The sequence below is a fragment of the Intestinimonas timonensis genome (assembly GCF_900626145.1).
Lineage (GTDB): Bacteria > Bacillota > Clostridia > Oscillospirales > Oscillospiraceae > Intestinimonas > Intestinimonas aquisgranensis.
This window is the reverse complement of the sequence record NZ_LR130817.1, coordinates 800,035-823,932: the sequence shown is the minus strand read 5'-3', so window position 1 is coordinate 823,932 and position 23,898 is coordinate 800,035. Positions and strand designations below refer to the sequence as shown.

The window sequence follows — 23,898 nt, the reverse complement described above, 5'->3', positions numbered from 1 at the left end:
GAAAAGAAATGGCCATTTTTATAACCGGTGATACGCACGGTGATTTCAGCAGGCTCCTGCCTGCAGCATTCCATGAGCAACGTGACCTGACCAAAGAGGATTACCTCATCATCTGTGGAGACTTCGGCGGTGTCTGGGATGGCGGCGATGCGGAGCAGCAGTGGCTGGACTGGCTGGAGACCAGGTCCTTTACCACGCTGTTCGTCAGCGGAAACCATGAAAACTATGATCTGCTCCACAACTATCCAATCAGCCAATGGCACGGCGGCTTGGTACAGGCCATACGCCCCAGTGTCTTGCATCTGATGCGGGGCCAGCTTTATAACATCTGCGGAAAGCGGATATTTACCATGGGCGGCGCCAGCAGCCACGATATCCGGGACGGCATTCTGGAACCGGATAATCCGGACTATGAGCGAAAGCTGCGGCAGCTCAACGCCGCAGGCGCTCTCTACCGAGTCAATCACCGCTCCTGGTGGAAAGAGGAACTGCCCGGCGAGGACGAATACCGGACCGCAAGAGAAGCACTGGACAAAACAGGTTGGGACGTGGACTACATCATCACCCACTGCTGCCCCAGTAGCATTCAGGACACATTCAGCGGCGGGTTGTTCCAACGGGATGCCCTGACAGACTTTCTCGATGAGGTTCGAGAGCGATGCCGATTCCAATACTGGTTTTTCGGACACTACCACGAAAACATGGTGGTAGAGAAGGAGTTCGTAATGCTCTATAATCAGATTATCCGACTGAAATGATGAGTGGAGGCGCACTGGCGATTGGCTAATGTGTCTCCACTTTCTATTTAAGTAAGTTTTTCACAAGCTCAGGCATAAATCTTTGTCCGGGTTCACGAATAGCTTTCCCGACTACGTTATGCCATTGTGTTGACGCAGGCTACGCCCAAGACAAAAAACAGGAGGAAACAAACATGACGATTGATAGCGCAAAGGATCTTCAAATAAAAGGCTCGTAAAATTGGTCTATTGGAATTGACGTTTTATGTATTTTCACGTATACTTAATTTATAGATTCACGCGCACATTTACAGATCATTCATCCGTCATCACAAGATGCTGGGGGTTCGAATTGCAAAACGGAAAATCGAGCCTCAAAAGCCCGCAAACCCTTGCGACACAAGACTTTGCTCCTGCATCTTTTCTGTCAACACCCGACATGCAGAGTGTCCTTATAGGATCTGAGTATCCTGTAATGGACACTCTGCTTTTTTATGTGAAGAATGGTGAAAAGCTGGAGCTGTCGATCATCATCCGTTCCCGCACGCACAGCAGCTTGACCTTGTGCTCGGTCAGCAGGTCGATGTATTGCTTTGTCATGCCCCAATCTCGCCCCAAGCGGTCAAGGCTGTTTACCAGCACCACATCCACCTTTCCGGCAAGAACGGCCACCGTCAGCTCTTGCAGAGCCGGACGGTCAAGGGTCAATCCCGAGCCATACTCGGCGGCAACACCAACGATGGTGTACCCGGTCTGTTCCGCATAACGGCGGAGCTTGGCGGCCTGCTGTTCCAAAGAAAAGCTATCGTCGTGAGCGACCCGGCAATAGAAATAGGCTTTCATCGTGTCGTATTGCGGGTCGTGCGCCGCTGATATCTGGACACCGTAAAGGGACAGTAGCCGCGCCCCTCCGTAGACCGGCGGAGGAGTTCCTCCGCCTCCTCGGCCTTGAGAACCTTTCCCGAAGAGACCACAGCGCCGCGGACCACCAGAGCGGGCATGCGCATGACGTTGTAGGATGCCACCCGCGCCATGTCCGTGACATACTCCACCTGTCCGGCGCAGCCCAGCTTCTCCGCCGCCGCCTTCACATTCTCATAGAGCCGGTGGCAGAAGCTGCACCCGGAGCCAAGGACCAAAATACCCTCCTCCGGCATGACCGCGCCGCCCGATTATTCGCAGGTACAGCCGCAGGAACAGGGTGCGGCGTTCTCCTTCTTCTTTCCAAATCCAAACAGTGCCATCATCATCTTCTCCTTTATCAATATTTCAGATTCAGAGCAGCATGCCCTGGATACCGTTGAAGAGATACCCCACGATCAGGATGCCCACCGTGCACACGCCCACAAAAATGCCCAGCAGGCGGGGCTTGACCGCCTTCCGCAGCAGGATCAGCGACGGCAGGGAAAGGGTGGTCACACCCATCATGAAGGAGAGGACCACGCCCAGCCGGGCACCCTTAGCCAGCAGGGCCTCCGCAATGGGGATAGTGCCGAAAATGTCGGCGTACATGGGGATGCCGGCAGCGGTGGCCAGGATCACGCCAAAGGGGCCATCCCCACCCAGGACCTTCACCACCAGTTCCTGGGGAATCCAGTTGTGGATGATGGCCCCGATGCCCAACCCACCAGCACATAGGGTGCCACCTTCTTCCCGGTGGACAGGGCCTGATCCCAGGCGTAGGAGAGCCGGTCCCGCCAGGTCAGCTTCTCCTGGGGCGCCTCTCCCCCGCCGGGACTCCGGACATAGGGCTCCACCTGATCCTCCAGCCGGAGGGCCTGGATGAGCGTACCGCCCGCCACAGCCACCACCAGACCCAGGGCCACATAGGCGGCGGCCACCCGCCATCCAAAGACCCCCGTCAGCAACATGATGGAACCCAGGTCAACCATAGGAGACGAGATTAGAAAGGAAAAGGTGACCCCCAAGGGAAGGCCCGCTCGGGTAAAGCCGATGAAGAGCGGAATGGGGGAGCAAGAGCAAAAGGGCGTCACCGTCCCCAGCAGAGCAGCCACGATATTGGCGCCCAGTCCGTGGAAGCGCCCCAGAATGCGCTTGGAGCGCTCCGGCGGAAAATAGCTCTGGATGTAAGAGACGATCAGGATGAGGACAGTGAGGAGCACCATGATCTTCACCATGTCATAGAGAAAAAAGTGAATGCTCCCTCCCAGCCGGCTCTCCAGATCCACGCCGAGGGCCGAAAGCCCTCGCCCGATGAGCTCCTTGAGCCACGCCATCCCCAGGACCTGGTCCTGCAGGAACGTACCAATGGACATAACAGTTCCCCTTTCCCTGTGAAAATAGATCAAAAATTTTTGATGTATTGGCCTAAAAAAGAGCCGCCGGACCGGCGGCGCCTTTCCTCAGTCCTGGCAGCGGCAGCAGGACGTCTCTGTGACCGGGGCGGTGAGCTCCCCCACCAGGGCGGCGGCCCTGGCCCTACCCGCCGGGTCGATCCAGTAGTGCGTCCACTTCCCCTCCTGCCGGCTGGCCACGATACCGGAGTCACACAGTACCTTCATGTGGTAGGAGAGGCCCGACTGGGAGAGGTCCAGTGGCTCCAGAAGGACGCAGGCGCACTTCTCCCCCGATCGCAGCTGCTCCAAAATGGCCAGCCGCTTGGGGTCCGCCAGGGCCTTGAATACCTTTACGGCCTCCTCGTACATGTCGCCGCCTCCTTCACATCAAAAACTTTTGATGTATTCTACCACTCCTTCCCCGTCCTGTCAAGGGGAAAGGTCTCCACATGCTTGACAAGACCTTTCCTTGTGTTAAAATGGTGTCACATGAACTTTTTGGAGGAATTCACTTTGGACAAACAGTGGTTCGACGACATGGAAGCCCGCATCCCTCACGGAGAGGTCCGCACCCGCTTCGCCCCCTCTCCCACCGGCTACATGCACGTAGGCAATCTGCGCACCGCCCTTTACACCTGGCTCATCGCCCGCCACGCCGGTGGGAAGTTCATCCTGCGTATTGAGGACACCGACCAGGGCCGTCTGGTAGAGGGCGCCACCGAGATCATCTACAACACCCTGCGCAAGTGCGGTCTTACCTGGGACGAGGGTCCCGACGTGGGCGGCCCTGTGGGTCCCTACATCCAGACCGAGCGCCGGGACCTTTATGGCAAGTATGCCCAGCGCCTGGTGGAGTTGGACCATGCCTATTACTGCTTCTGCGAAAAGACCGAGTCCGAGGAGGACAGCGGCGACTTCGACCGGCCCGACGATCCCTGCCGTACCCTCTCTCCCGAGGAGGCCAAGGCCAAGGTGGAAGCCGGCGTCCCCTATGTCATCCGGCAGAGAATCCCCAAGGAGGGGCAAACCACCTTCCATGACGCCGTCTTCGGCGACATCACCGTGGAAAACAACACCCTGGACGACCAGGTCCTCATCAAGCGGGACGGCCTGCCCACCTACAACTTCGCCAACGTCATCGATGACCATCTGATGGGCATCACCCACGTGGTCCGGGGCAGCGAGTATCTCTCCTCCGCCCCCAAGTACAACCTGCTCTATGAGGGCTTCAGCTGGGAGGTCCCCACCTATATCCACTGCTCCCCCGTCATGCGGGACCAGCACAACAAGATGTCCAAGCGGAAAGGCGACCCCTCCTATGAGGATCTGCTGGCTATGGGTTACCTCTCCGAGGCCGTGGTCAACTATGTGACCCTCCTGGGCTGGTCTCCCCGTGGCGAGAACGTGGAGCGTGAGTTCTTCACCATCGAAGAGCTCTCCCATATCTTCGATATTGAGGGCATCTCCAAGTCCCCCGCCATCTTTGACATCGAAAAGCTCACCTACTTTAACGCCCACTATCTCCGTGAGCTCTCCCCCGAGGCCTTCCACGCCGTGGCGGAGCCCTATATCCGTCAGGCCGTGAAGAACGAGGCATACTCCTCCCAGGAGGTCGCCGGCCTCCTCCAGGCCCGGTGCGAGCGCCTCACCGACATCCCGGAGAAGCTGGACTTCTTCGACGTTCTGCCCGAGTACGGCGCCGACCTCTTCACCAACAAGAAGTCCAAGACCAACTCCGAGGTCTCCAAGAACATGCTGGAGGCCGCCATCCCCGCCCTGGAGGCCATCTCCGCCTGGACCAACGACGCCATTCACGACACCCTGGTGTCCCTGGCCGAGTCCCTGGGCGTGAAAAACGCCACCCTCATGTGGCCGGTGCGCATCGCCGCCGCCGGCAAGGCCGTGACCCCCGGCGGCGCCGTGGAGATCTGCCACATCCTTGGTAAGGATGAGACCCTCCGCCGGCTGAAGCTGGGCCTGGAGAAGGTCTCCGCTGCCCTGTAAACCATCAATGCGAAAAAATGGAGCATCGCAAACGCGATGCTCCATTTTTGTTGTCACAAAACGGGCTGACAAGTGTTATTCTTAGTAGAGAGGACAAGAGAGGAGGGAATGCCGTGGCCGACCATGATCTGCTGCGCCGGGTCTATGAGGCCCGGCGGCGTCCCCTGCTGCTCTACGCCTACGCCCTGTGCGGCAGCCAGGAGGAGGCCGAGGACCTGGTGCAGTCCGCCTTCCTTAAGGCCCTTCTCTCCTACCGGGCCACCGGCAGCCTGGACCACTGGCTGGTGAAGGTGCTGCGCAACGAGTTCCTCAACCAGCGGCGGGACCGGGCCAGGCGGGGCGAGGATGACCTGCCCGAGCACCTGGCCGACCCCTCCCCCACCCTGCCGGAACAGCTCATTGCCGACGAGGAGAAGCGGCGGCTCTACTCTGCCATCGCCCGGCTGCCGGTGCTCCAGCGGTCCATCCTGTTGGACAGCGTCTATTTCGGCCTCACCGACGGCGAGATCGCCGACACCCACCATATCACCCGTGAAAATGTACGTCAGCTCCGGTCCCGGGCCAAGCGCCGGCTCCGGGAAGAGCTTGGAGAGGAGGAACCATCATGACACAGCCTGACGATCTGGACCGCCGCCTGGAAGCCCTGGGAGAGCCGGAGGCCTCCTCCCCCGCCCAGTCCGCTGAGGAGGAGCTGAGGGCCCTGGAGAAGCTTATCCGCCGCCGGGTCCGCAGCATCTGTCTCAAAACCCTGCTGGTGGTGGTAATCTGCGCCGCTCTGGTTTTTGGCCTTATCAACCCACTGGCCAAGCTCACCGCCTTCAACCCCATCCCCATGGAGGAGAACGATGGAGGCTTTACCCAATACCTCAATGCCTACTTCGGCACCATGCAGCCCTATGTCCGAGTCACCGGCACCGACATCACCGATACCAGCTTCGGCACCTATGACGCGGCCCTCTATGTGGTCGGGCCCAAAAATCTGAAAGCCTATGTTGGCGGCTACACCGACGTCCACCTGACCATCCGCCTGGGTGAGGCAGAGGTGACCTCTGACCCCACCGGGAAGCTGACCAAATATCTGGGTCGTTTTGACTCGGACCTCATAGACCGGACCGACCTACTTGCCGAACTGGAAAAGCTGCCCTCCTCCGCTTATCTCCGCCTGTCTGTGGGCACCAATACCCCCCGCACCATGGAGGAGCTGCGGGCCCTGCCGGCAGAGGTGGCATGGGCCCAGGTCTATGACCCGGAGGTGGAATATCAGGGCGGCGTCAATCTGGCCTCGCCCCACCTCTTCGGTGGGGAAACCGATCCCCGGGAACTGAACGGTCCGGAACTGGTCCAGTACTATGCCGACAACCTGGAACTCCTCCTCACTCAGCCCAAGCTGCTCACCTCTCTGGGCATCTTCTCCAACTTCCGCGTCTATTATGGGACCAGCGTGGTGGAGGAGGCTCTGGCCTCCGCCCGGGAAATGGAGGACTTCAGGAGCCAGAACTTCTGCGTCCAAGGGAGCCGTGATGAGATCCTGGCTCTCATCAACGAGGTGGAGCCCACCACTTTGCAGGTGGACCACATCTTCCTTACGCCCCTGTCGGAGTGACCTTTCGGGCTGTCAGCAGAACGGTGTCCCCCTCCAACGGCTCCGCCGTCACCTGGACAAAGCCCGCCGCTTCCAGCAGCGCCTTTTGATGCTCCAGCGTACAGGGGATGTCGAAGTGGTAGAGGGTATCCTCACCCGCCCCGGCCTCCATCCGCAGGCGGCGGTGCTCCGCCCGCAGGGCCTCCTCCTCTTCTGCCGTCGCCGCGATATAGTCGCACTCCACATAGACCCCCTCCGGCGTCAGGGCCTCCCACACCCGGCGGTAGAGCGCCCCCTTCTCCTCCGGTTCCAGGTGGTGGAGGGTCTCAAAGGACACCGCGGCGTCATAGCAGGCCCGGCCGAAGTCCATGCCCACATAGCTGCCCCGGATGAGGGTCAGCTCCCTGTCGGGGAACTTCGCCCGCAGACGGTCCAGCATGGCCGCCGTCAGGTCCACCCCCGTCACCCTCAGCGCCGGGAAGCGGGCAAAGATGGGCTCCAGCTCCAGGCCGGTGCCACAGCCCAGGTCCAGCAGACGGGCCATCCCCTCCGGCAGCAGCGCCGCCATCCGGGCGTAGCCCGCCCGGCAGCCGGGGACCTCCTGGAGCATGTGTTCGTCATACAGATCCAGACGGCTGGTGAAAAAGGCCGTCATCTCCTCCAGTTCCATGTCATTTTCCCTCCTTATAACTCGATCACTTTGGTGGCCACCTTGTCGGTGAAGGCCTGGTCATGCTCCACAAAGACCATGGTGGGCCGGTGGGCCAGTAGCAGCTCCTCCATCTGCATCCGAGTGTAGATGTCCACGTAGTTCAGCGGCTCATCCCAGATGTAAAGGTGAGCCGTCTCACAGAGACTCCGGGCCAGGAGAACCTTCTTTTTCTGTCCGGCGCTGTACGCCGCCAGTGGCTGGTCAAACTGGCTCCGGGGAAAGCCCAGCTTCCGCAGGATGGCCTTGAAAAGGGCCTCCTCCGCCCCACTCTCCCGGATGAAGTCCTTCAGCTTCCCCCGGAGAAAGGCGGTGTCCTGGGGCAGCACGGACACCGTCAGGCCGCCGGAGCGCCAGACCTGGCCGGTGTGCGGGATGTCCTGCCCCAGCAGCAGCTTGAGCAGGCTGGACTTCCCCGCTCCGTTGGCCCCGCGGAGGGCCACCCGGTCTCCCCGCTCCACGGTGAAGGTGAGACCGGTACACACTAGTCCCGCCCCGTAGTCAATGAAGAGGTCCCGGACCTCCAGCACCTTCTGCTGAGGTGGCGTCAAGGTATTTAACTTTAGTGTCTCCGCCTCCTCCGCGTCCCGAAGGAGGGACGACTTTTCCGCCACAGCGGCCTGCCGCCGCTCCTCCACCGCCTTGGACCGGCGCATGAGCTTGGCCGCCTTATGGCCCACATAGCCCCGGTCCGGCCTCAGGCCGGAATTTCGGCTGGCGTATTTGGTCCGTTCCACCGCGTCGGACCAGTCCGCCGTCCGGCGGGCGGCCTCCTCCAGCCGACGGATGTCCTTTTTCAGCCGCTCCTGGGCGCTCCGCTCCGAGGCCTCCCGGCTGGTCTGCTCCTCCCACCAGGTGGAGAAATTGCCCTTCTGCACCACCAAGCCCGTGGGTTGGAAGGCCAGCACATGGTCGATGCACCGGTCCAGAAAGGCCCGGTCGTGGGAGACCAGGAGAAAGCCCTTCTTTCGGGCCAAATAGTCCCCCACCAGGGCCCGTCCGGCGGCGTCCAGATGATCGGTGGGCTCGTCGATAAGGAGAAAGCGGTAATCCCGGAGAAAGAGGAGGGCCAGAAGGAACCGGGTCCGCTCCCCGTGGGAGAGGGTGGAGAAGGGCCGGTACAGCACCTCCTCCTCCAGTCCCAGCAGCCGCAGTTCCTTTATCAGCCGCCACTCTTCCAGCTCTGGCCGGAGGGTCTCCGCCACTGTCTGCCCCTCTGCCTCCGGGTCGGGTACATCGAAGGGAAAGTAGTCAAAGGGCTCAGGGGCGGAAATGGTGCCGGTATACCGCCCCTCCCCCAGGAGCAGTCTCAGCAGGGTGGTCTTGCCCCTGCCGTTGCGACCGATGAGTCCCAGCCGCCATTCGGTGTCCAGCTGGAGGGAGAGGTCCTCAAAGACCGGCTCAAAGCTGCCCTCATAGGTGAAGCTAAGGTGAGAGATCTCGATCAAAGCCATGAAAAAAACGCCTCCAATACACAAAAATGGGCGCGGAGCGGCAACGCTCCGCGCCCATTCTGTCCCGCTGGATGGGAAGGCGCACAACGTGAAGGGAGCGCAGGCCGCTTGCCGACAGGTACAGGAGACCACAGGTGGTCCGGTGACCACCCGTATCCCGTATCCAAATCCAGCAAGTTACTTGCGCATCCTTTCACCTCAAATCATTTTTTCTGGGTACAACATAGCAGAAACGCGCCGCCTTGTCAAGCGGTCAGGGGCTCACAAAGACCTGGAGGGTGGTGGTGAGCTGACGGTCGGGGGCGGCCAGAGTCTGGCCGTTGTAGTACATGGCGGTGGAGGCACCGCCATCCAGGTTGATGGCGTCCTGGCAGCCCAGCTGGAGCATGAGCTCCCGCATCTGCTGGATGGAGGCGGAGGGAACGCTGACCAGCAGCAGCTTCCCGTCGGCGGTTGTACCCACGGCGGTGCGGGGAGTGATGCTGGTGGTGAAGCGGGCCTCAGTGAAGCCGGGGTCCAGATAGGTCTCGATGGCGCCGTCCTTCACCAGACGGGGAGCGCCGGAGATGAGGGAGGTGACGCCGTCCAGGACGAAGCCCTCCTTGTCCTCCACCCGCAGATAGGGCTCCATGGCCACGGTGCGGCCCAGCTCAGGGACCTGGTAGTAGTGGGTGGCGGTGAAGGCGGAGCCCATCCACAGCACATAGCCGTCGGCGGGGATGGTCAGGGTCTCCCCTGCCGCCACGGCCCGGTAGTCGGTGGTGACACCATTGCGGACGGTGAGGGCTGCGCAGGCGCAGGCGACGGGCACGCTCTCGCCCCGGGCGGGGGTGTAGAGCACGGAGCCGTCGGTATACTGCTCAAAGACGTTCAGATTGTAGCCGGACCACTGCTGGGCGGTGCAGCCGTCGGTGGTGATGACCCGATAAAACACAGAGGGGCGGCCATAGTACATCTTGCCGTCCGCCGTGATGCCCAGGGAGGTCAGGGAGCCGCTGTTGCCGTAGACAAAGTTCCCGTTCACCATGACGGGGCCTATGGGGTCCTTGATGTCCTCGTAGGACTCAAAGAAGTTGGCGTTGATGGTGGCCGTAGCGCCGCCGGAGTAAGAGACAATGCTGCCGAAGTCGGCGGTGGCGTTGAGCTTGTTGCCCACGATGGCGCTCTTCACGGAGACCCGGGGATCGCTCATGTTTACAGTGATGATTTTGGCGCTGACGGTGCCGGAGGGCAGGGCGTAGCTCCCCTCCTGGTAGGTGACCGGCTGGACAGCGGGCTACATGCTGGCCAGCTTCTCCGTCAGGGCCTTCACGCTGCTCAGATTGGTGAGGTTGTTCTGGTCCACGGGGGCGGCGCTCACCACCACGATCTGGTTGGTGGGCTCATAGGACACAGAGAGGCCCAAATTCTCGGAGACAAACCGGACCGGCACAAAGGTGTGGTCGTTCTTGGCCTCGGCGGGCACATCCATAGTGACAGCCTGACCATCTACCGTGGCCTGGGCGGAGCCGGGGGCCAGCTCCACCTGATGCCCGTTCAGGGTACACAGCACACCGTTGGTGGCCGGGACCCACTCCACAGAGCCGCCGAAGGCCTCCAACACCCGACGGATGGGCAGCAGAGTGTAGCCGCCGCCATTGACCTGGACTGCGTAGGGGGTGACCTGGGCGTTGCTCTCGTCCACCTGGGTGACCTGGGTATCAATGGCGCACCAGGGACTGCCCAGCTTCAGCGCCACCTCAGATGAGGCGGCCAGAGTGGAGACCGGCAGCATGCCGACCACCAGCGAGAGTGCCAAAAGCACCCCAAAGAGATACTTTTTCTTCATGTTCCTGCCTTCTCTCTTGCAAAATATAGCTTCTTCATTATATTGCCTCGTCTGGAAAAAATCAATATGCCAACGGCATACGGCAAATATTTCACCATCTGCTGCCGAATGAGTTTTGCGGCCGCTGTCCATCCTAGGGTGGAAAGGAGGCGCTCTTGATGGAACAACGCAAAAAAAGTCCCAGGCAGCTGGCACGGAGGGTGAGTTTCCTGGCCGCCGCCTTCGCGGTGGTAGCCGGCCTGGCCGTCCAAGGCCAGATGGAGGCGGCAGCCTACCGGCGCTATCTCACCAACAACCGGCTCCACGCCTTCGCCGAGCTCTCGGCCAACCTGGGCCAGCTGGGCACCGACCTGCAAAAGGGTGTGTACGCCACCACCCCCTCCATGCTGGGCGCCCTGTGCACCCAGATCTTTGGCCGGGCCATGTCGGCCCAGATGGCGCTGGGCGAACTGCCCTACGGTAACATTGAGCTGGAGCAGACTGCCGCTTTTCTGGCCAAAACCGGTGACTACGCCGCCGCCCTCTCCCGCTCGGCGGCGGTAAACGGCACCTGCTCCGAGGAGGAGCGGGAGGGCCTGCGCAGTCTGGCAGACGCAGCGGCCACCCTGTCCAGTCAGGTCTCCGCCCTCCAGGCCGATCTGCTCTCCGGGGCGGCCACACTGGAGGATATGGACACAGCGGAAGCGCGGCTCTCCGGCCAGGAGGGCGGCGGTCAAGAGCTGGCAGGCTCTGTCTACCAGACCGTTGAGGAGGACTTTCCCGAACTGCCCACGCTTATCTACGACGGTCCCTTCTCCGACCACATCACCGGACGGGCGCCCCGGATGCTGGAGGGTCTGGCCCAGGTCACCCAGGAAGACGCCCGCCTTGCCGCCGCCAAGTTCTTTGACCTGGAACCGGAGCTCTTCTCCCTGGTCTCCTCCGGAGAGGGCACCCTGCCCACCTACGGTTTCTCCGCTGCGGTAGACGGCGGCGAGTTGTACGTGGAGGTGACCAAGCAGGGTGGTCTGGTGCTGGAGGCCATCAACTCCCGCTCCGCCGGAACGGCTACACTCTCCCAGGAGGAGGCCGCTGCCCTGGCCCGGGATTTCCTGGCATCCCGGGGCTATCCCTCTATGCGTGAGAGTTATTTCATCGACCAGGGCGGCGTGATCACCATCAATTTTGCGTCCGTTCAGGGGGGCGTTCTCTGCTACCCCGACCTGGTAAAGGTCTCCGTGGCCCTGGACACCGGCCGTGTGGTGGGCTTTGAGTCGGAGGGCTACCTCATGAACCATATGATCCGTGACCTCCCCGCCCCCGCCGTCACCGAGGCGGAGGCTCAGGCCGTAGTCTCCCCCGCCCTCACCGTCCTATCCCACCAGCTGGCCGTCATCCCTACCGGCGGAGAATACGAGGTCCTGTGCCACGAATTCAAGTGCCAGGATGAGGACGGCCGCCATGTCATCGTCTATGTCAATGCCCAGAATGGTCAGGAGGAGAAGATCCTCCTGCTGCTGGAGGATGAAAACGGTACTCTTGTACTCTAATCAGCAGCAGGCAGCAAAAAACCCCGGCGCGGCACCATTGGTGCCGCGCCGGGGTTTTTGTTTGTTCAGGTCAAGTCTTTGACATAGAAGTAGTGGCCATAGGTCCCCACCGCCGGTTCAATCGCACCAAAACGGCGGTAACCCAGTTTTTCATAAAAGCCGGGCGCCTGAAAACCAAAGGTGTTGAGTTCCATCCGCTTGGCACCTTGCCGGAGGGCTTTTTCCTCCAACTGATGCAGAATGTACCCACCCAGGCCGGCGCCCCGATGCTCCTCCGCTATCCAGAGCACATCCAGCATGGCCAATTCTCCCATGCGGAACGCATCACAGCCGCCGATGATCTGTCCTGCTTCATTGATGACCGCCAGGGAGAGGTCCTCCATATCCGGTACAAATCTCCGATTATAGCTTCGAAGGCCGGTGTGGATGGCTTGGCCCTCCAGCTCACCCGCAGATACGATCTTGTAGCCGTTCATGTTTCTCATTCCATATCGAAGGGAGGCATCTCACGACTCTGAGGAATGGCGTCGCCCTCAAACTCCAGCTCGTCGGGTACCGGTTCAGGGGCACGGTCCACCATGCCCTGCTTGAACTGCATCTCCTGCCACTGCTCCTTGGTGATGAGGACCTGCCGGGGCTTAGAACCCTCAAAGGGACCCACCACACCCTTCTCCTCCATCTGGTCCACCAGACGGGCGGCACGGGAGTAACCCAGCTTGAGACGCCGCTGGAGCATGGACACGGAGGCCATGCCGGTCTCCACCACCACCTCAATGGCGGCGGGCAGGAGTTCGTCATACTCCTCCCCCACCTCCTCAGGTGCGGAACCGCCCACACCCTTGCCGCCCTTCTCCTTCTCAGCGGCGTGCTGCTCGATCTCGTGGATGACCGACTCGTCGTACTCCACGGTGCTCTGCTCCTTGATGAAGGAGACCACCGAAGCCACCTCCTCATCGGAGATGAGGCAGCCTTGGACACGCAGGGGCTTGCCGGAGCCCAGGGGGAAATAGAGCATATCGCCCCGGCCCACCAGCTTCTCGGCACCGGTAGTGTCCAGAATGATGCGGGACTCCAGGGCGGAGGCCACAGCGAAGGCGATACGGCTGGGGATATTGGCCTTCATGAGGCCAGTGATAACGTCGGCGGAGGGCCGCTGGGTGGCGATGATGAGGTGCATACCGGCGGCACGGCCCATCTGGGCCACCCGGCAAATGGACTCCTCCACCTCCTTGGCCGCCACCAGCATCAGGTCGGCCAGCTCGTCGATGACCACCACGATCTGGGGCATCTTCTCCATGCCCTCGGTCTTGGCGGCGTGGGCGTTGTAGGAGGCCAGGTCACGGACGCCCACCTCAGAAAAGGCCCGGTAGCGCTTCATCATCTCGGTGACCGCCCACTGGAGGGCGCCCGCCGCCTTCTTGGGGTCGGTGACCACCGGGATGAGCAGATGGGGGATGCCGTTGTAGATGCCCAGCTCCACCATCTTGGGGTCCACCATGATGAGGCGGACCTCCTCCGGTGTGGCCTTATAGAGGAGGGAGATGATGAGGGAGTTGGTACACACCGACTTACCGGAGCCGGTGGTACCGGCGATGAGCAGGTGGGGCAGCTTAGCGATATTGCCCACGATACAGTTGCCCGCAATGTCCTTACCCACGGCAAAGGCCACCTTGGAGGAGTGGTCACGGAACTCCTTGGAGTCGATGACCTCGTGGATGTGGACAGGGCTCACCAGCTTGTTGGGCACCTCGATGCCCACTGTGGCGATCTTGTCTGGAATAGGGGCAATACGGACGCCGGTGGCGCCCAGGGCCAGGGCGATGTCGTCGGAGAGATTGGTGAGCTTGTTGAGACGGACGCCCTGATCCAGCTCCACCTCGTACCGGGTCACCGAGGGGCCCCGGGTCACGTCGGAGATCTGGGCCTCGATACCGAAGGAGCGGATGGTGTCGGCCAGGCGCTCCTGGTTCATCTTGAGCTCGGCCTGGGCACCAGCCCCCACGTCGCCGCCTCCCTCAGTGAGGAGGGAGACCGGCGGGTACTGGTAAACGGCAGGGGTGCTCTCCGCCATCGTCTTTTCAATATCCTGCCCCACCTTGGCCGCCTCGGCCTGCGCCTCCTTGGCGGAGACCTTCTCCACCGCGGGCTCTCGCACGATCTCCGGCAGAGGCATGGGAGGGGGTGTCACAGGGATCTCCGGCTCTGGCTGGAGAATCGCCGGCTCCGGCTCCACCTCCGGGACAGGCGGTATGACGGATACTGGTTGGACAGCGGGAGCCGGTTCGACAGCCGGTGCCGGAACGGGCTCAGGCTGCGGGGCAGACGGCTCCGGCTGCGGCTCCGCCGCCATGGGCCGGGCACCGGTGAGCACCTGGTCCGGGGGCATGGCCCCCGCCTTCCGGTTGAAGAGGCGCTCCTTCCTGGGGAAGAGGCTTTGCGTCTGGGGCTTCTCCGTTTGCTGGGCTGGGCCATCGTCAACGGGGATGTCAATGGCCGATCTCCGCCGTTCCGGCTCCGGGCGGCGGCGGACCGGCCGCTCCTCCGGCTCAGGCTCCTCCTCTTCCACATACTCATACTCGGCGCGGGGACGGTTCCGAATGGCGTCCACGATCTCCGGAACGGAGAGGTGGAAGGCCCCAAGGAACATCAGCAGTTGGGCCAGGATCAGGATGAGCCCGGCGCCGATGGGGCTGAACACCAGAGTTAGGGTCTCAGCAATGAGACCGCTCACCACACCCCCGCATTGCACGGTTTCTCCCTGCTTCCAGAGTCCGCCGATGGCCTCTATGCTGAAGGCAAACTCCCCTTTATAGAGGAAAAGGTGGAGAATGGCTCCCATGACCAGGGGGGTCAGCAGGGCACACCACAGCCGCAGGCGCACTGGCCGCCCCCGGTGGAAGGCTAGGATATAGCTGGCCACCACCAGCATGGGAGGGGCCAGCCAGAAACCGTAACCAAAGAGGCCCTTGAGGAGGCTGCAGAAAAGGTCAATAAAAATGGCCTGGATATTAAAATAGCCAAAGGCGGCAAAAAAGGCCAGCAGCAGGCAGATAACCGCTCCCACCTCCCGCCGGATGGGCTTGGGCTGGGGGGCCGTGCTTCTGGAGCGGCTGCCGCCGCTTTTCTTGGCGGCGGAGCTGCTGGAGCCGCTTCGCTTTCCGCCGGAGGAGGCCGTTCGCTTCCCCCCCGTCGTCTTCTTTCGTGTGGTCGCCATGGAACCATCCTTTCCGGAATACGGCGGCCGGGACCGCCGGGATCGATCTTATGTGCTCAGACCAGGAAGCTGGCCACCAGGGAGACGATGCCCACCGCCCAGCAGTAGTAGGCAAAGGCGCCGAACTTCCCCTTGTTGGCCAGCAGGTTGACCAGCCGGATGGCGAAATAGCCCACCACGCCGGCCACTACCATGCCCACGATGTACATAGGGAGCCTGGACATGTCCACACCGCCGGCCTGGACAGCGTCGGCGATCTCCAGGATGTTGGCACCCAGCACCGCGGGGAGGGACAGCAGGAAGGAGAAGCGCACGGCAAAGGTGCGGTCAAAGCCGCAGAGCATGCCGGCGGAGATGGTGGAGCCGGCCCGAGAGATACCGGGCAGAGTGCCCACCGCCTGGGCGCAGCCCACCAGTAGGGCATCCAGAATGGTGGCGGTGCGGGCAGTCTTCCGGCCCTTGGCCATCCGGTCGGAGAAGAAGAGCAGGAAGCCGGTGGCGATGAGGGCCGCCGAGACAAAGGTCACATTGGAGAAGGCGGCGTCTACCGTGTCCTTCACCAGCAGCACAGCAAAGAGGGGGAGCGTGCCAACGATAATCATCAGCACCAGCCGCCGGGCCTCCGGCGGGCGCCCCTCGTGACTTCCACGCCGGGAGAAAAGGTCGGAAATGCCCAGGAAGAACTCCCGGATCATATCGATGATGTCACGCCAGTAGTAGACGCACACCGAGATCAGAGTACCGAAGTGCAGCAGGATGGTAAAGAGCATGTCCAGCTCCTCCGGGTTCTGTTCCGGGGAGAAAAAGTACTGAAACAGCGTCAGGTGGCCGGAGCTGGAGATGGGCAGAAACTCCGCCACGCCCTGCAAGAAACCCATGGCAATGGAAAAGAGATAGTTCAACGTTGGATCCTCCCGATTTCAGATCTGCCGCCGCTGCGGCGCTTTTCAATGTGGGAACATTATAATTATATTAGCACAGGGCAAAAAACATTTCTACCCCTATCCTGAGGGGGAAATACCGTTATTTCGTCGGGTAAGTCCCCTTTCCGACACAGAAAGACCGCCACCCCGCCGCTGTTCGGCGAGGTGGCGGATCTGTGATCCAAACCAAATCTGATAGGACCTTTTACTTTTCCTCCAGAGGGAGGGGATCGGGCACCTTGCGGGCCACATCCTTGCAGGACTGGAGAAGCTTCTCCAGAGCGGCGTCGTGCTCGGCGAACTCCGAGCGCACCTGCTCCAGGGCCTTGTCCACCCGGCCCAGCTCCCCACTGGCGTGGGTGATGGTGGCGTCCACGTCACCACGCAGGCGGCCATAGCCCGCCTGGACCTTATAGAGAATCTGCTCCGCCTCGGTGCGCAGCTTCTTTGCCTTCTCCTCAGCGGCGCTCTCGATGGCACGGGCACGCTGCCTGGCCTCCAGCTCGATGGTGGCGGTACGGTCCTTCAGGTCATCGTAGGCCTTGGCGCCCCCCTCCCATTTGGCACACTGGTCCTTGTAGCCGTCCAACTCCTTCCGGAGGGCGGCACAGGTCTCCTGCTCCCGGGTCAGTTCCGCCTGGACCTGTCCCAGCTCGGTGCCCTGGTCGGTGCCGGTCTTGCGCAGCTTCTCGGTCTCCTTCCGCAGCGTCTCCACCTGCTGCTCCAGCGCCGTCTTCTCCTGCCGGAGCTTCGTGCGCTCCTCCCTCAGCTCCTGCAGCTCCTTCTGGAGGGCAGCCGTTCTTTCACGGCTCTCCCTGACGGTGGCCTCGATATAATTGAGCACATCCTGGCGGTTGAACCCTCCCACCACTGCTGTACGGAAGGTATGCTCCCCTCGCTCCATGTGTGTATCCTCCGTTTCCTGTTCTCTCCGGACGGACGCGCCCGAATCGTTTGTTTTTTATTTTATCACAAGACGCACCACAACTCAACGGGTTCCGACAAATCTCCCCCTTCGGGAATGAATTGACCCTTCTTCTTTTTTATGGTATAATTAATCGATTTGCTTGAGAGAAAATGAGGAGGAGCGACACCATGTGGGTCTCGGACAAATGGCAGGACTATGAGCTGATCGATTGCGGCAGAGGGGAAAAGCTGGAACGCTGGGGGGACCGTATCTTGGTCCGCCCCGACCCCCAGGCCATCTGGGACACCCCCAGGGACAATCCCCTGTGGCGGCGGCCCGACGCCCGCTATGCCCGCTCCTCCACCGGCGGCGGTCAGTGGGAGAAAAAAGACGTACCCGAGCAGTGGAAGATCCGCTACCGGGACCTCACCTTCCAGGTCAAGCCCATGAACTTCAAGCACACCGGCCTCTTCCCGGAGCAGGCTGCCAACTGGGACTTCTGCGCCGATCTCATCCGGAAGGCTGGGCGCCCCATCTCGGTGCTCAACCTCTTCGCCTACACCGGCGGCGCCTCGGTGGCCTGCGCGGCGGCGGGTGCCTCCGTCTGCCACGTAGACGCCGCCCGGGGCATGGTGTCCTGGGCCCGGGAGAACGCAAAACTCTCCGGCCTGGCCGACGCCCCCATCCGCTGGATCGTGGACGACTGCGGCAAGTTCGTGGAGCGGGAGATCCGCCGGGGCCGCCGGTACGACGCCGTTATTATGGACCCTCCCTCCTATGGCCGGGGACCCTCCGGTGAGATCTGGAAGCTGGAGGAGAACCTGTGGCCCTTCGTGAACCTGGTGGCCGGAGTCCTCTCTGACGATCCCCTCTTCTTCCTCATCAACTCCTACACCACGGGCCTTGCCCCGTCGGTGCTCACCTACATTCTGGAGACCGTGGTCTCAAAACGCTGGGGCGGCCGCACCCACAGCCAGGAGCTGGGCCTCCCCGTCACCGACACCAGCCTGGTCCTCCCCTGCGGCGCCACCGGCCGCTGGACCAGCCTGGGCTGAACCCCGCCACTTTTTCCCGACTGCGAGGTCTTTTACCATGAGTGACATCATTGAGACCCGGGACCTCCGGTTCTCCTATCCCGCCGCCGAAGGCGTCACCCCTGTGGTGCTGGACGGCGTGGATCTGAATATCCGTTCCGGCTCCTTCGTGGCCGTGTTGGGCCACAACGGTTCCGGCAAATCCACCTTGGCCAAACATATGAACGCCATCCTCCTCCCCACCGGTGGCACCGTCTACGTGGACGGCATCGACACCGCCGACGAGGACCGGCTGCTGGACATCCGTCGCACGGTGGGCATGGTCTTCCAGAACCCCGACAACCAGATCGTGGCCAACGTGGTAGAGGAAGACGTAGCCTTTGCCCCAGAAAATCTGGGGGTCCCCCCGGAGGAGATCCGGCAGAGAGTGGACGACGCCCTCAAGACCGTGGGTATGTATGAGTTCCGGGAACACGCCCCTCACCTTCTCTCCGGCGGACAAAAGCAGCGTGTGGCCATCGCTGGCGTGCTGGCCATGGCGCCCCGGTGCATCGTTCTGGACGAGCCCACCGCCATGCTGGACCCGGTGGGCCGACGTGAGGTCATGGATACCATCAAAAAGCTCAATCTCACCGCCGGTGTGACGGTGGTCCTTATCACCCACCACATGGACGAGGCCGCTCAGGCCGACCGGCTGGTGGTCATGTCCAAGGGCAAAGTGGTGGCCGACGGCACCCCCAGGGATGTCTTCTCCCACGTAGAGGCTCTCAAATCGGTGGGGCTCACCGTCCCCGAGACGGTGGAGCTGTGCTGGACCCTCCGGCGGGACGGTCTGGACCTCCCTCTGGACGCTCTCTCCGACGAGGAGTGTGCCCAGGCTCTTTACGACCTGCTCACGAAATGACAAAAGGAGGCCGCTCATGAACAGCGACTGGAACCACCCCGTCATCGGGGTCTGTATCCTTGTCTTTTTTGCCTCCATGCTTCTGCTCACCCTGTGCGTCTCTCTTTCTGACGGAAACTACTGGTTTTTCCTCTGTCTCATCCCGAGCCTGATCCTCGCCGCCCTGGGCGGGCTCATCACGGCTCTCTGGCTTCGCCTGCGCCGGCTGGAGACCCAGGTCCGTTTCCTTCAGGACCAGCTCTACAGACTGGAGCAGGACCCCGCCACCACTTCCAAAATGTAAGGACTGATCCACCTTTGGACGCCATCATACAAACGGAAAAACTCAGCCACATCTACTCCTCCGGCACGCCCTTTGAGCACGCCGCACTGGAGGATGTGGATTTTGCCGCCTGCCGGGGCGAGTACCTGGGCATCATCGGCCGGACCGGCTCCGGCAAGTCCACCCTGATCCAGCACCTCAACGGCCTGCTGAAGCCCACCTCGGGCAGGGTCCTCTTTGAAGGCAAGGACATCTGGGAGACCAAGGAGCGCACCCGCCAGACCCGGTTCCAGGTGGGACTGGTATTTCAGTACCCGGAGTACCAGCTCTTTGAGGAGACGGTCTACAAGGACATCTCCTTCGGCCCTAAAAACATGAAGCTGGACGATGCCGAAGTAGACCGCCGGGTCCGCGACGCCGCCGCCTTTGTGGGGCTCCCCGACGCCGTGCTGGAGAAGTCCCCCTTCGAGCTCTCCGGCGGACAGAAACGCCGGGTGGCCATTGCCGGCGTCATCGCCATGGAGCCCTCCGTCCTCATTCTGGACGAGCCCACCGCCGGGTTGGACCCGGTGGGTGTGGAGTCCATCCTGGGCAACATCAGGGACTACCACAGAGCCAAAAACGCCACCATCATCCTGGTCTCCCACTCCATGGAGGAGGTGGCCCGCACCGTGGACCGGCTGGTGGTGGTGAGCAAGGGGCACATTCCCTTCACCGGCACCCCCCGGGAGGTCTTTTCCCACGGGGACGAGCTTGAGGCCATGGGACTGGGTGTCCCCCAGGTCACCCGGGTCTTTCACCGGCTCCGGGCCATGGGGGTGGACATCGACCCCTCGGTCTACACCATTGACCAGGCCCGCTCCGCCGTCCGGGACTATCTGGCACGAAAGGGGGCGGTATAATGGCCCTCAAGGACATCACTCTAGGGCAGTATTTCCCCGGCAATACCATCATCCACCGGCTGGACCCCCGGACCAAGCTGCTCTTTACCATTCTCTACATTGTGGCCCTCTTCTCCGCCAAGGGTGGGCTGGCCTACGCCGTTCTATTCGTGACACTGTGCGCCTGCATCGCTGTCTCCAAGATCCGGCCCAAGACCATCCTACGAGGCATGAAGCCCATCCTTTTCATCATCATCCTCACCGCCGTGCTCAACATCTTCTACACCCCCGGCGACCCCATCTGGCAGTGGAAGTTTCTGAAAATCACGGTGGAGGGACTGTGGGCTGCCTTCTTCATGGTGCTGCGCATCTCTTTCCTCATCACCTGCACCTTCATGCTCACCTATACCACTTCCCCCATCATGCTCACCGACGGCCTGGAAAAGCTGCTGGGTCCCCTCAAGAAGATCCACGTCCCCGTCCATGAGCTGAGCATGATGATGTCCATCGCCCTGCGCTTCATCCCAACCCTCATCGAGGAGACCGACAAGATCATGTCCGCCCAGAAGGCCAGAGGGGCCGACTTCGACACCGGAAACCTCTTTCAGAAGGCCAAGGCCCTGGTACCCCTGCTGGTGCCCCTCTTCATCTCCGCCTTCCGGCGGGCCGACGAGCTGGCCACCGCCATGGAGTGCCGCTGCTATCACGGCGGCGAGGGCCGCACCCGGCTGCGGCAGCTCCGGTTCCAGGGCTCTGACATCGCCGCCCTGATTCTGGGCGCTGCCCTGGTGGCTGTGGTGCTGATTTTCCGGACTCTCGGGATCTAACAACGACAAGGAGTGCGGCTTTACAGTCGCTGCAACGTCTATGACAAGGAACATTGCCCTCAAGCTCATGTACGTGGGCACCGCCTACCACGGCTGGCAGGTGCAGAAGAACGCCGTCACCGTGGAGGAGACCCTGGAAAAGGCCCTCTCCACCGTGGTGTGCCACCCGGTGAAGTGCACCGGCGCCGGACGAACCGACGCCGGCGTCCACGCCGAAACCTATATCGCCAACTTCCGCACCACCTCCCGCATCCCCTGCGACCGCATCCCCCTGGCGGTGAACACCCGCCTGCCCGACGACATCGTTGTGGTGAAGGCCACAGAGGTCCCGGAGGACTTCAATGCTATCGGCTCCTGCATCAAAAAGGAGTACACCTACCGCATCTACAACTCCCGGCTGGGCAACGCCTTCTATGTGAACCGGGCCTGGTTCTACCCCAAGCACCTGTACGAGGACGTGATGCAGCGGGCGGCCGACTGCTTCGTGGGCACCCATGACTTCTCTGCCGTCCGTGCTGTGGGCACCGATGTCCGCTCCCCCATCCGCACGGTGTACTACTTTGACATCAGCCGCACTGGTGACCTGATCGAGTGCAGAGTATGTGCCAACGGTTTTCTCTACAACATGGTGCGGGCCATGGTGGGCACCTGCGTCTACGCCGCCGAGGGGAAATTCGCCCCGGAGGAAGTGAGCGCCATTCTGGAAAGCAAGAACCGTACCGCCGCCGGTCCCACTGTACCGCCGGGCGGCCTTTACATGACCAAGCTGTGGTATGACGAGGATGTGCTGTAAGCCCTCCCCGTTCACATGACACCAGATCAGGAGCACATAACATGGAAGAACTCAGGCCGGTCCCACCGGCACCCAAGAAAAAACCAAATCCCATCCTGCGCCTGCTGGCCTTTCCCCTCACCTTGGCCCTTCTGCTGGGGGCGGTGGCCCTGGTGGCCTATCGGGACCGCATCAACCTGGACGCCATCAAACGCTACTTCACTTACCGCTCCCTGGAGCGGAGCGACTCCGGCCAGATCGACGCCTTCCAGTTCGACAGCTCCGGTCGGGGCGGCTTCTCCAGTCTGGGAGATGACCTGCTGGTGTGGTCCTCCGCCGGTATTCGGCTCTACTCCTCCAGCGGCGTGGAATACCTCAACGACGCCCTCTCCCTTCTCCACCCGATGGCCGACATTCGGGATGACGCCGCGGTGGTCTATGATGCCGGCGGCACCACCCTGCGGGTCTATGCCGATCGTGCTCAAATCTTCTCCCTGGACGCCGAGCAGGGCCACGAGATCCTCTCCGCCCGCATGGGTCCAGGCAGGACCTTGGCAGTGGTCACCCGTGAGACGGGCTATAAGGGGGTCGTCACCCTCTACGGCAGCGACTTCCAGCCCACCATGGCCATTCGGATCTCCACCCGCTATGTCATGGACGCCATTCCCTCCCAGGACGGGAAGACCATCGCCGCCGTTCTCACCGTGGGACAGTCCAACAACACCTTTGAGAGTACTCTTGCCCTTTATGACAGGGCCGGGGACGAGGCCTTTGCCCAGTGCTCCCTGGGCAACAACGCCATCCTGGATCTGAGCTGCTCCGGCGGCGTGTTCTGGGCTCTGGGCGAGACCGGCCTGAGTATCGTGAGCACCGACGGCGCTGCCAACCTGACCTGTGACTACGGCGGCGCCTATCTGAAGGACTACTCTCTGGGCGGTGACGGCTACGCCGCCCTGCTGCTGGGCAAGTACCGGGCGGGCAGCAGCACCACATTGACCACGGTGGATACCAAGGGCGAAACCATTGCCACCCTGGATCTGGAGGATCAGATCTTGGATCTGGCCACCTCCGGCCGGTACGTGGCGGTGCTCACCGCCTCCACCCTCACCATCTATACCAAGGACCTCCAGGTCTATGAGACCATAGACAACACCATGGGCGCCCGCAACGTGGTCCTGCGCAGTGACGGCACCGCTTACCTTGCCAGCGGCGAGACCGCCCAGCTCTGTATTCCTGATTGATCCCTTCCCGTTTATCTGACCGAGGTGTAACCATGCTGACAACCGCAATTATCTTCGACATCATTCTGCTCATTGTTCTCGCCGTCTTTACCATCCACGGCGCCTCCCGGGGGCTTCTGCTCTCCCTGTGCGGCCTGGTGGCGGTGCTGGTAGCCTTTATCGGTGCCGGTTTCCTGGCCGGTGCCCTCTCCCCCAAGGTGGCCGACTATCTGGAACCCCGCTTCGCCTCCGCCATTGAGAAGCGGCTGGACCAGGAGATCGCCGACTCTACCGTCCTCCCCGACCAGGACGCCGACCTCCAGACCGATGAGATTCCTCTCACCGAGATCCTCAACATTTTGAAGGACATGGGCTTCTACCAGAGCGCTGTGGACGCTGTCAACGACGCCGTGGAGCAGGGCATGACTGAGGTCGCCGCCAACGCCGCTGCGGCCGTGGCCGCATCCATCGCCGGTACCGTTGCCTACATGATCCTCTTTGTGGTTTTCTTCGTTCTTATTCTCATCGCCTGGACCCTCATCAGCCACGGGCTGGACCTGGTGGCACACCTCCCCGGTCTCCACTTCCTCAACAAGACCGGCGGCGCCGTTCTGGGCCTGATCAAGGGCTGTGCCATCCTCTTCCTGTGTGCCTGGGTCCTCCGCTATCTGGGCAAGGTCATCCCCGAGGAGACTGTGGAGCAGACCCACCTGCTCAAATTCTTCATGACCACCAACCCGGTGGCTCTGGTGCTGGGCGGGCTGGCCGCCGCCACCGAAACCGCCGTCTGACCGCTCAAAAAAGTTTTTGTACG

General features: G+C 61.8%; 24 protein-coding genes and 1 pseudogene. 13 read left to right on the top strand and 12 right to left on the bottom strand.

What is annotated here, in order from left to right:
* Positions 1 to 8: 8 nt before the first annotated feature.
* A complete protein-coding gene (locus tag E0E29_RS10675; RefSeq protein WP_130849845.1) occupies positions 9 to 758 on the top strand; it encodes a metallophosphoesterase family protein in 750 nt (249 codons plus the stop codon).
* A gap of 471 nt (positions 759 to 1,229) precedes the next feature.
* Here E0E29_RS10675 and E0E29_RS10670 read toward each other — a convergent pair whose 3' ends face one another.
* The 4 genes and pseudogenes from E0E29_RS10670 to E0E29_RS10655 all read right to left on the bottom strand — a co-directional run bounded on the left by E0E29_RS10670 (position 1,230) and on the right by E0E29_RS10655 (position 3,403).
* Positions 1,230 to 1,580 (bottom strand): recombinase family protein, encoded by a 351-nt coding sequence (locus E0E29_RS10670; RefSeq protein ID WP_130849844.1) that lies wholly within the window; start codon positions 1,578 to 1,580, stop codon positions 1,230 to 1,232.
* Positions 1,577 to 1,894, bottom strand: coding sequence for an MTH895/ArsE family thioredoxin-like protein (locus tag E0E29_RS10665; RefSeq protein WP_165449872.1), 318 nt, complete (start codon positions 1,892 to 1,894; stop codon positions 1,577 to 1,579). The genes E0E29_RS10670 and E0E29_RS10665 overlap by 4 nt, the downstream gene beginning before the upstream one ends.
* Before the next feature lie 118 nt (positions 1,895 to 2,012).
* Positions 2,013 to 3,013 (bottom strand): annotated as a pseudogene (locus E0E29_RS10660) (permease).
* A gap of 87 nt (positions 3,014 to 3,100) precedes the next feature.
* Positions 3,101 to 3,403, bottom strand: a complete 303-nt coding sequence (locus E0E29_RS10655) for an ArsR/SmtB family transcription factor (RefSeq protein ID WP_130849843.1) — start codon at positions 3,401 to 3,403, stop codon at positions 3,101 to 3,103.
* Between the two features lie 168 nt (positions 3,404 to 3,571).
* Between E0E29_RS10655 and gltX the strand changes: the two genes are divergently transcribed.
* From gltX to E0E29_RS10640, 3 genes are all read left to right on the top strand, one after another.
* Positions 3,572 to 5,038: a glutamate--tRNA ligase gene (gene gltX / locus E0E29_RS10650; protein ID WP_242622549.1), complete on the top strand. Its 1,467-nt coding sequence runs from the start codon at positions 3,572 to 3,574 to the stop codon at positions 5,036 to 5,038.
* Positions 5,039 to 5,151: 113 nt separating this feature from the next.
* Positions 5,152 to 5,646, top strand: coding sequence for an RNA polymerase sigma factor (locus tag E0E29_RS10645; RefSeq protein WP_242622460.1), 495 nt, complete (start codon positions 5,152 to 5,154; stop codon positions 5,644 to 5,646).
* Positions 5,643 to 6,641, top strand: coding sequence for a hypothetical protein (locus E0E29_RS10640; RefSeq protein ID WP_130849840.1), 999 nt, complete (start codon positions 5,643 to 5,645; stop codon positions 6,639 to 6,641). Before E0E29_RS10645 ends, E0E29_RS10640 begins: the two co-directional genes overlap by 4 nt.
* Here E0E29_RS10640 and E0E29_RS10635 read toward each other — a convergent pair.
* The 4 genes from E0E29_RS10635 to E0E29_RS10620 all read right to left on the bottom strand — a co-directional run bounded on the left by E0E29_RS10635 (position 6,622) and on the right by E0E29_RS10620 (position 10,611).
* The gene (locus E0E29_RS10635) at positions 6,622 to 7,290 is read right to left on the bottom strand and encodes a class I SAM-dependent methyltransferase (protein WP_130849839.1); all 669 of its coding nucleotides are present in this window, start codon (positions 7,288 to 7,290) and stop codon (positions 6,622 to 6,624) included. The genes E0E29_RS10640 and E0E29_RS10635 overlap by 20 nt on opposite strands.
* Positions 7,291 to 7,304: 14 nt before the next feature.
* Positions 7,305 to 8,783: a ribosomal protection-like ABC-F family protein gene (gene abc-f / locus E0E29_RS10630; protein WP_130849838.1), complete on the bottom strand. Its 1,479-nt coding sequence runs from the start codon at positions 8,781 to 8,783 to the stop codon at positions 7,305 to 7,307.
* A gap of 253 nt (positions 8,784 to 9,036) precedes the next feature.
* A complete protein-coding gene (locus E0E29_RS10625; RefSeq protein WP_130849837.1) occupies positions 9,037 to 9,975 on the bottom strand; it encodes a phosphodiester glycosidase family protein in 939 nt (312 codons plus the stop codon).
* Between the two features lie 84 nt (positions 9,976 to 10,059).
* A complete protein-coding gene (locus tag E0E29_RS10620) occupies positions 10,060 to 10,611 on the bottom strand; it encodes a copper amine oxidase N-terminal domain-containing protein (RefSeq protein ID WP_165449871.1) in 552 nt (183 codons plus the stop codon).
* A gap of 158 nt (positions 10,612 to 10,769) precedes the next feature.
* On the opposite strand from E0E29_RS10620, the gene E0E29_RS10615 reads away from it, so the two are divergent.
* On the top strand, positions 10,770 to 12,140 hold the full coding sequence (locus E0E29_RS10615; protein ID WP_130849835.1) for a PepSY1/2 domain-containing protein: 1,371 nt from the start codon (positions 10,770 to 10,772) through the stop codon (positions 12,138 to 12,140).
* A 65-nt stretch (positions 12,141 to 12,205) separates the two neighbouring features.
* On the opposite strand, the gene E0E29_RS10610 is transcribed toward E0E29_RS10615, so the two are convergent.
* The 4 genes from E0E29_RS10610 to E0E29_RS10595 all read right to left on the bottom strand — a co-directional run bounded on the left by E0E29_RS10610 (position 12,206) and on the right by E0E29_RS10595 (position 17,181).
* Complete coding sequence (locus E0E29_RS10610) at positions 12,206 to 12,616, bottom strand: GNAT family N-acetyltransferase (protein ID WP_165449870.1); 411 nt, start codon at positions 12,614 to 12,616, stop codon at positions 12,206 to 12,208.
* Positions 12,617 to 12,621: 5 nt separating this feature from the next.
* Entirely contained in the window at positions 12,622 to 15,354 is a 2,733-nt protein-coding gene (locus E0E29_RS10605) for an FtsK/SpoIIIE family DNA translocase (protein WP_130849833.1), read from the bottom strand.
* 56 nt (positions 15,355 to 15,410) lie between these two features.
* A complete protein-coding gene (locus E0E29_RS10600) occupies positions 15,411 to 16,256 on the bottom strand; it encodes an undecaprenyl-diphosphate phosphatase (RefSeq protein WP_242622459.1) in 846 nt (281 codons plus the stop codon).
* Positions 16,257 to 16,482: 226 nt separating this feature from the next.
* The gene (locus E0E29_RS10595) at positions 16,483 to 17,181 is read right to left on the bottom strand and encodes a hypothetical protein (RefSeq protein WP_130849832.1); all 699 of its coding nucleotides are present in this window, start codon (positions 17,179 to 17,181) and stop codon (positions 16,483 to 16,485) included.
* A 191-nt stretch (positions 17,182 to 17,372) separates the two neighbouring features.
* On the opposite strand from E0E29_RS10595, the gene E0E29_RS10590 reads away from it, so the two are divergent.
* From E0E29_RS10590 to E0E29_RS10555, 8 genes are read left to right on the top strand one after another with little or no spacing between them, the layout of a single operon-like run.
* Positions 17,373 to 18,239, top strand: a complete 867-nt coding sequence (locus E0E29_RS10590) for a class I SAM-dependent methyltransferase (protein WP_130849831.1) — start codon at positions 17,373 to 17,375, stop codon at positions 18,237 to 18,239.
* 37 nt (positions 18,240 to 18,276) lie between these two features.
* Positions 18,277 to 19,122 carry an energy-coupling factor transporter ATPase gene (locus E0E29_RS10585; protein ID WP_130849830.1) on the top strand — a complete coding sequence of 282 codons (846 nt, stop codon included), beginning with the start codon at positions 18,277 to 18,279 and terminating at the stop codon, positions 19,120 to 19,122.
* Between the two features lie 16 nt (positions 19,123 to 19,138).
* Positions 19,139 to 19,405: a hypothetical protein gene (locus E0E29_RS10580; RefSeq protein ID WP_130849829.1), complete on the top strand. Its 267-nt coding sequence runs from the start codon at positions 19,139 to 19,141 to the stop codon at positions 19,403 to 19,405.
* 14 nt (positions 19,406 to 19,419) lie between these two features.
* Positions 19,420 to 20,286, top strand: a complete 867-nt coding sequence (locus E0E29_RS10575; RefSeq protein WP_130849828.1) for an energy-coupling factor transporter ATPase — start codon at positions 19,420 to 19,422, stop codon at positions 20,284 to 20,286.
* The gene (locus E0E29_RS10570) at positions 20,286 to 21,092 is read left to right on the top strand and encodes an energy-coupling factor transporter transmembrane component T family protein (protein ID WP_130849827.1); all 807 of its coding nucleotides are present in this window, start codon (positions 20,286 to 20,288) and stop codon (positions 21,090 to 21,092) included. The genes E0E29_RS10575 and E0E29_RS10570 overlap by 1 nt, the downstream gene beginning before the upstream one ends.
* 40 nt (positions 21,093 to 21,132) lie before the next feature.
* Entirely contained in the window at positions 21,133 to 21,885 is a 753-nt protein-coding gene (gene truA / locus E0E29_RS10565; RefSeq protein ID WP_130849826.1) for a tRNA pseudouridine(38-40) synthase TruA, read from the top strand.
* 41 nt (positions 21,886 to 21,926) lie between these two features.
* Positions 21,927 to 23,105 carry a DUF5711 family protein gene (locus E0E29_RS10560; RefSeq protein WP_130849825.1) on the top strand — a complete coding sequence of 393 codons (1,179 nt, stop codon included), beginning with the start codon at positions 21,927 to 21,929 and terminating at the stop codon, positions 23,103 to 23,105.
* Positions 23,106 to 23,137: 32 nt separating this feature from the next.
* Positions 23,138 to 23,875, top strand: a complete 738-nt coding sequence (locus E0E29_RS10555; protein ID WP_130849824.1) for a CvpA family protein — start codon at positions 23,138 to 23,140, stop codon at positions 23,873 to 23,875.
* Positions 23,876 to 23,898 lie beyond the last annotated feature (23 nt).